The sequence below is a fragment of the Nocardiopsis akebiae genome, assembly GCF_018316795.1.
GTDB classification, from domain to species: domain Bacteria; phylum Actinomycetota; class Actinomycetes; order Streptosporangiales; family Streptosporangiaceae; genus Nocardiopsis; species Nocardiopsis dassonvillei.
This window is the reverse complement of the sequence record NZ_CP074132.1, coordinates 3842333-3849271: the sequence shown is the minus strand read 5'-3', so window position 1 is coordinate 3849271 and position 6939 is coordinate 3842333. Positions and strand designations below refer to the sequence as shown.

Sequence of the window (6939 nt, the reverse complement as noted above, 5' to 3'; positions counted from 1 at the left end):
ATGGACAGGCGACTGGAACGACTTCTGTCGGACCTGAAGGCCGACCGGGTCTCCAAGGAGGACGTCAAACGGTTCCTGGCGAGCCGGGGACAGGCGGTTCCCACCGGTCACATGCCGGTTCAGGCGCTGCGGCCCGAACCGGAGCTGCTGCGGTGCGAGCCCGTCTGGCGGGCGTCCGAAGGCGCGGTGACCGGTCGTGAGCCCGGCCACGTGGTGCTCCTCGTCGGGGAGTCCGCGTTCGAGCGGCCGCTGCGCGAGCTGGACGCGGCCGTCGACGTGCGGCTCCTGGAGAGCGGGGCCGCCGGGCTCGCGGAGCGTTACGCCGACTTCGCCGCCCAAGTGCTCGCCGCGCTGCGCGCGCTGCTCGGCCAGCCGTCATCGTCCCGCACGCTGGTCCAGCTCGTCTGCTCCCGGTCCGGGGAGGCGTTCCTCCTGTCCGGCCTGTTCGGCATGGTCAGGAGCGCGGCCCTGGAGAACCCCCGGATCGTCCCCCAGATGGTCCTCGTCGACGCGGCTGAACCGCCGGACGGCGCGGCCGAGCGGATCCTGGCGTGCCGGGACCGAACCGGCGACCGCGTCGTGAGACTCCGCGACGGCGGGGTGCGCGAGGTGCTGACCTGGCGGGAGCTGCGGGCCCCGGAGCACACCGCCCTTCCCTGGAGGGAGGGGGGTACGTACGTCATCACCGGTGGCCTCGGCGGCTTGGGGCTGATCTTCGCCCGGGACCTGCTGACGTCGGTACGGAGCGCGTCCGTCGTGGTGACCGGCCGTTCCCCGCTGGACGGTGACCGTTCGCGGTTGCTGGAGGGGCTGCGCCGCACGCACGCGCGTGTCGAGTACGAGCGGCTCGACGTGAGCGACACCGCCGGTGTCGAGGCGCTCTTGAGCGGGGTGCGGCACGAGCACGGCGGCGTGCACGGCATCATCCACGGCGCCGGGGTACTGCGGGACGGCTTCGTGCTCGGGAAGGGCGCCGAGGAGATGCTTGAGGTCCTCGCGCCGAAGGTGGCGGGCACCGTCAACCTCGACGCCGCCACCAAGGACGACTCGCTGGACTTCTTCGCCCTGTTCTCCTCCGCGGCGGCGGTCACCGGCAACGCCGGCCAGTCCGACTACGCGGCGGCCAACGCGTTCATGGACGCCTTCGCCCACCACCGCGGCGCCCTGGCCGCGGAAGGGCTGCGCTCGGGGCTCAGCCTCTCCCTCAACTGGCCCCTGTGGGCCGAGGGCGGAATGCCCGTCGACGCCGAGACGGAGCGGGAGCTGTGGGACCGGGTCGGCATGCGCGCCCTGCGCACCGAGTCGGGCGTCCGCGCGTTCCACGCATGCCTCGCCTCGGCCCACCAGCAGGTGATGGTGGTCGAAGGCGACGGGACGCGTATCCGCGGGACGCTCCTGGGCCAGCAGCCGGTCGCCCCCGCCCCGGCGCCCGCCTCCGCACCCGTCGCGGAGGCGCGGGCGGGCGTGGAGGAGGAGGCGCTGCACGACGCGGTCGTCAGCGGTCTCACACGGATGTTCGGCCGGGTCACCGGCCTTCCGGGAGAGCGGATCGACGCCCAGACCCCGTTCGAGCAGTACGGCATCGACTCCATCGTCGTCACCCGGATCAACAGGAGGCTCGCCGAGACCTTCGCCGACCTGCCCAAGACGCTGCTGTACGAGACCGCTTCCCTGGACGCCCTCGCGCGTCGTCTCCTGCGGGAGCGCCGGGAGGCCTGCCTGGTCTGGACGGGGACAGCGGTCCGGCAGGCCGCTTCCGCGCCGAGGCCGCAGCGGGCCCCGGAACAAGCTCCCCGGCGTCCCGGCTCGGAGCCGGCGCCCGCCGCCTCGGCCGTCGCGCGGCCCGCCGCGCCCTCCGCGGACGCCATCGCGGTCGTCGGTATGAGCGGGCGGTTCCCGCAGGCTCGCGACCTGAGGGAGTTCTGGGAGAACCTGGCCGTCGGGCGCGACAGCGTCACGGAGCTCCCCGAGGACCGCTGGCCCCTGGACGGCTTCTACCATCCCGACCGCGACGAGGCGGTGGCGGCGGGCCTGAGCTACGGCAAGTGGGGCGGATTCCTGGACGGGTTCGCCGACTTCGACCCTCTCTTCTTCAACATCTCGCCGCAGGAGGCGATGAACACGGACCCGCAGGAGCGCCTGTTCCTGCAGGAGTCCTGGAACGCGCTGGAGGACGCCGGGTACACCCGTCGGCGTCTGGCCGAAGCGCACGGAGGGCGCGTGGGCGTCTTCGCCGGCGTCTCCAAGACCGGCTTCGACCTGTACGGGCCGGAACTCTGGCGGCGCGACGAGAGGCTGCACCCCCTGACCTCGTTCGCGTCGGTCGCCAACCGGGTCTCCTACCTCCTCGACCTCAAGGGCCCGAGCCTGCCGATCGACACCCTCTGCTCGTCGTCGCTGAGCGCCGTCCACGAGGCCGTGGAACATCTGCGCCGGGGCGAGTGCGACCTGGCCGTCGCGGGCGGGGTCAACCTCTACCTGCACCCATCGAACTTCACCCTGATGTCCGGCAAGCGGATGCTGTCCGACGACGGCGCGTGTCGCAGTTTCGGAGCGGGCGCCAACGGTTTCGTGCCGGGTGAGGGCGCGGCCGTCGTCCTGCTCAAGCGGCTGGTCGACGCGGAGCGGGATGGCGACGTGATCCACGCCGTGGTGCGCGGAAGCAGCATCAACCACGGCGGACGGACCAACGGGTACACCGTCCCCAACCCGGTCGCGCAGGCCGGGGTCGTGCGCGAGGCGCTGGACCGCGCGGGCGTTCGCGCCGACGAGGTCAGCTTCGTGGAGGCGCACGGCACGGGGACGGAGCTGGGCGACCCGATCGAGATCGACGGACTCTCCCAGGCGTTCGCGCCGGACACCGACGCCCGGCAGTACTGCGCGATCGGCTCCGCCAAGAGCAACATCGGCCACCTGGAGGCGGCCGCGGGCATCGCCGGTCTGCTCAAGGTGATCCTCCAGATGCAGAACGGGCAACTCGTCCCCAGCCTGCACGCGCGGGAAACCAACCCCAACATCGACTTCGCGCGGACCCCGTTCCGCCTCCAGCGGGAGACGGCCGAATGGGCGCGTCCCACGGTCCGCGGGGCACACGGGGAGACGGTGGTACGCAACCGGATCGCCGGTGTCTCGTCGTTCGGAGCCGGTGGATCCAACGCGCACGTCGTTCTGGAGGAGTACCGCGGCCGCGCCGCGCGCCTCTCGGAGGCCCCGGACACCCCGTGGCTGATCGTGCTCTCCGCCAAGGACACCGCTCGGCTGCGCGAACGGGCCCGGGACCTGATCGGCTGGCTGAGCCGCCAGGACCCCGCCGACCTCGACCTCGGCGCTGTCGCCCACACCCTCCAGCTCGGACGCGAGGAGATGGAGGCGCGGCTCGCACTGCGGGTCGGTTCACCGGACGAGCTCACAGGAAAACTCGCCGCGTTCGCCGCCGGGGACGGGGACGTCGAGGGCCTCCACCTCGGTGCTGTCAAGGAGCACCGCGAGACGCTGGCCGCCTTCGGTTCCGACAGCGACATGGCGGCGACCGTCAACATGTGGATCGACAAGGGCAAGTTCGACAAGCTGCTCGGTCTGTGGGTCAAGGGGTTGGCCGTGGACTGGGGCAGGCTCTACGGCGACCGGCGGCCCCGGATGCTCGCGCTGCCCGGTTACCCGTTCGCCCGCGAGCGCTACTGGGTGGGCGACCTCGTCCGGGAGCCCGCCGGCGCGGCGCCCGGCGTCCACCGGCTCCACCCCCTGGTCCACGCCAACACCTCCACCCTCGACGTCCAGCGGTTCGGTTCGGTCTTCTCGGGAGAGGAACCCTTCCTCGCGGACCACGTCGTCCAGGGCCGCAGAATCCTTCCTGGAGCCGCCTACCTGGAGATGGCGAGGGCGGCGCTGGAAGCCTCGCTCGACCAGAACCCGCGTGGGACGGTCCTGCGCGATGTGGTGTGGGCCCGTCCCCTCGTGGTGGGCGAACACCCCGCCCACCTGATGACCACCCTGCACGCGCTGGAGGGGGACGGGGGCGCCGACGGCGTCGCCGGGCGGGCCGACGCGGGCGGGCGGGTCGCCTTCGAGATCTCCAGCGTGCCGGGCGGCGGGCCCGGTTCGGAACCGGTCGTGCACAGCCAGGGCGTGGCCCTGGCCCTGCACGACGGCGAGGTACCGGCCGAACCGGTGGACCTGGCCGCGTTGCGGGCCGCCTGCGGTGCCGCGCGGCTGGACGCGGAGCACTGCTACCGCGTCTACCGGGACCTCGGTCTGGACTACGGCGCGGCCCATCGCGGCTTGGAGAGCATCGAGATCGGTGACGGCCAGGCGCTGGCGCGACTGGGGCTGCCGTCCGGGCCCCGGGCCGCGGGCGAGGGCTATGTCCTGCACCCGAGTCTGCTGGACGCCGCCCTGCAGTCCTCCATCGGCCTGTTCGCCCGCGACGGTGCCGCCGCGGACTCCGCGAACGCCGTGCTCCGGCTCCCGTTCGCGCTCGACGAACTGCGGATCCTGGGACCGTGCACCCGGCGGATGTGGGCCTGGGTCCGGTTCAGCCACGACGATCAGCCCGACAGCGGAGTCCGCAAGCTGGACATCGACCTGCTCGACGACGCCGGTGTCCCGCGCTGCCGACTCCGGGGGCTCACCTCCCGCGCCTACGAGGCGGACCCGCCCACGACGCGTCCGGCCGGGGACCTCCCGCACCGTGCAGCGCAGCCGTCGGCCACCGCGGGCACGACGGACGGAGGTGCGCCACCGCGGGGCACGCTGGAGGAGAGGGCTCGTCGGTACCTCGTGTCACTGCTGGCCTCCGAGCTGCGGCTGCCCGCCGACCGGATCGACGCGGGCGTCGCCTTGGAGCATTACGGCATCGACTCCATCATGGCGATGAACCTGACCAACAGGCTGGAGCAGGTCTTCGGACCGCTGCCCAAGACCCTCTTCTTCGAGTACCAGGACATCAGCTCCCTGGCGGAGTACTTCCTAGACCTCCACAACGAACGCCTGTCGGCCCTGCTCGCCGAGGCCGCCCCGGAAGCGCCCGGGGGCGCTGAGGGCGGGACCGGCCGGGACGGCGGTGCCGTGTCAGCGCGCGTCCGGCGCCGCCCGGCCGCACGGTCCGCGCAGCGTCGCCCGGAGACCGCGGACGAGGACACGGACGTCGCCATCATCGGTCTGGCGGGTCGCTACCCCCAGGCGCGCGACGTCGGGGAGTTCTGGCGCAACCTTGCCGAGGGCCGTGACTGCGTCACCGAGATCCCCGCCGACCGCTGGGACCACAGCCGCTACTTCGATCCGGACAGGAGCGCGTCGGGCAGGACGTACACCAAGTGGGGCGGCTTCCTGGACAAGGCGGACCACTTCGATCCGCTCTTCTTCAACATCGCCCCGCGTGAGGCGGCGTTCATGGACCCCCAGGAGCGGTTGTTCCTGGAGTGCGTGCACGCGACGATGGAGGACGCGGGCTACACGCGTGAGGCGCTGAGCCGCCACGCGGAGCGCGGTCTGCCGGGCGGCGTCGGCGTCTTCGTCGGAGTGATGTACGAGGAGTACCAGCTCTACGGCGCGCAGGAGCAGGAGCGGGGACGCAACGTCACGCTGTCCGGCAGCGCATCGACGATCGCCAACCGGGTCTCGTACGTTTTCGACCTGCACGGTCCGAGCCTGGCCGTCGACACCATGTGCTCGTCGTCCTTGACCGCCCTCCACCTGGCCTGCCAGAGCCTGCGGCTCGGCGACTGCGAGGTGGCCGTCGCCGGCGGGGTGAACCTCTCCCTGCACCCCAACAAGTACCTGATGCTCGCCAGCGGCAAGTACGCGTCGAGCAGGGGCCGGTGCGAGAGCTTCGGTGAGGGCGGCGACGGCTACGTACCCGCCGAGGGCGTCGGCGCGGTCCTGCTCAAGCCGCTCTCCAGGGCGGTCGAGGACCGCGACTTCATCCACGGCGTCATCAAGTCCACCGCCGTGAACCACGGCGGAAAGACCAACGGGTACTCCGTTCCCAACCCCCGCGCCCAGCACAACGTCATCGGCCACGCTCTGCGCGCCGCCGGAGTCGACGCGCGTTCGGTGAGTTACGTGGAGGCGCATGGTACCGGTACCTCGCTGGGTGATCCTGTGGAGATCGCGGGGTTGACGAAGGCGTTCTCGCGGTACACGGGGGATCGGCAGTTCTGTGCGATCGGGTCGGTCAAGAGCAATATCGGGCACGCGGAGAGCGCGGCGGGTATTTCGGCGTTGACCAAGGTGCTGTTGCAGATGAAGCACGGGCAGCTGGTGCCTTCGCTGCATGCGGAGGTGTTGAATCCGCACATCGATTTCGGTTCGACGCCGTTCAGGGTGCAGCGGGAGTTGGCGGAGTGGCGTCGGCCGACGGGTGCCGACGGTGTCCGGGTGCCGCGGATCGCGGGTATCTCCTCCTTCGGCGCGGGGGGTTCCAACGCCCACGCCATCGTGTCGGAGTACGTCCCGCCCAACGGTCGTGAGTCCGGAACCGACGCCGAAGGACCCGCCGTAGTCGTCCTCTCCGCCCGGACGGAGGACGGCCTCCGGGCGCAGGCCGGACAGCTGCTGAGTTGGACGAGCGGGCAGGAAGGGGCCGCGACCGCGCTCGCCGACATCGCCTACACCCTCCAGGTGGGTCGGGAGGCGTACGAGGAGCGCCTCGGCCTCGTCGCGGCGACCACCGGTGAACTCACGGCCAAGCTGGAAGCGTTCCTGGAAGGCGGGGCGGAGGCCGCGGGGCTGTACCGGGGACGCGTCGAGCGCCGCCAGGGTGCTCTGGCCGTCTTCACCGCCGACGAGGGCCGGGCGCGGGCGCTCGACGCCGACATCGCACGGCGCTCCTACGACGCGCTGCTCGCACTCTGGGTCGTCGGGCTGACGGTGGACTGGACGAAGCTCCACGGCGACACCGCGCCGCGCCGCGTACCGATGCCCACCTACCCCTTCCAGGGG

1 protein-coding gene (running past one end of the window) is annotated in these 6939 nt (G+C 71.9%); it reads left to right on the top strand.

Annotated features, from left to right (window positions below):
• Positions 1-6939 carry the 5' portion of an SDR family NAD(P)-dependent oxidoreductase gene (locus tag KGD83_RS16540; protein ID WP_212640057.1) on the top strand. Its footprint extends 6822 nt past the window's final position, so 6939 of the gene's 13761 nt are visible here — the first part of the coding sequence; its start codon is at positions 1-3; its stop codon lies beyond the right edge, outside the window.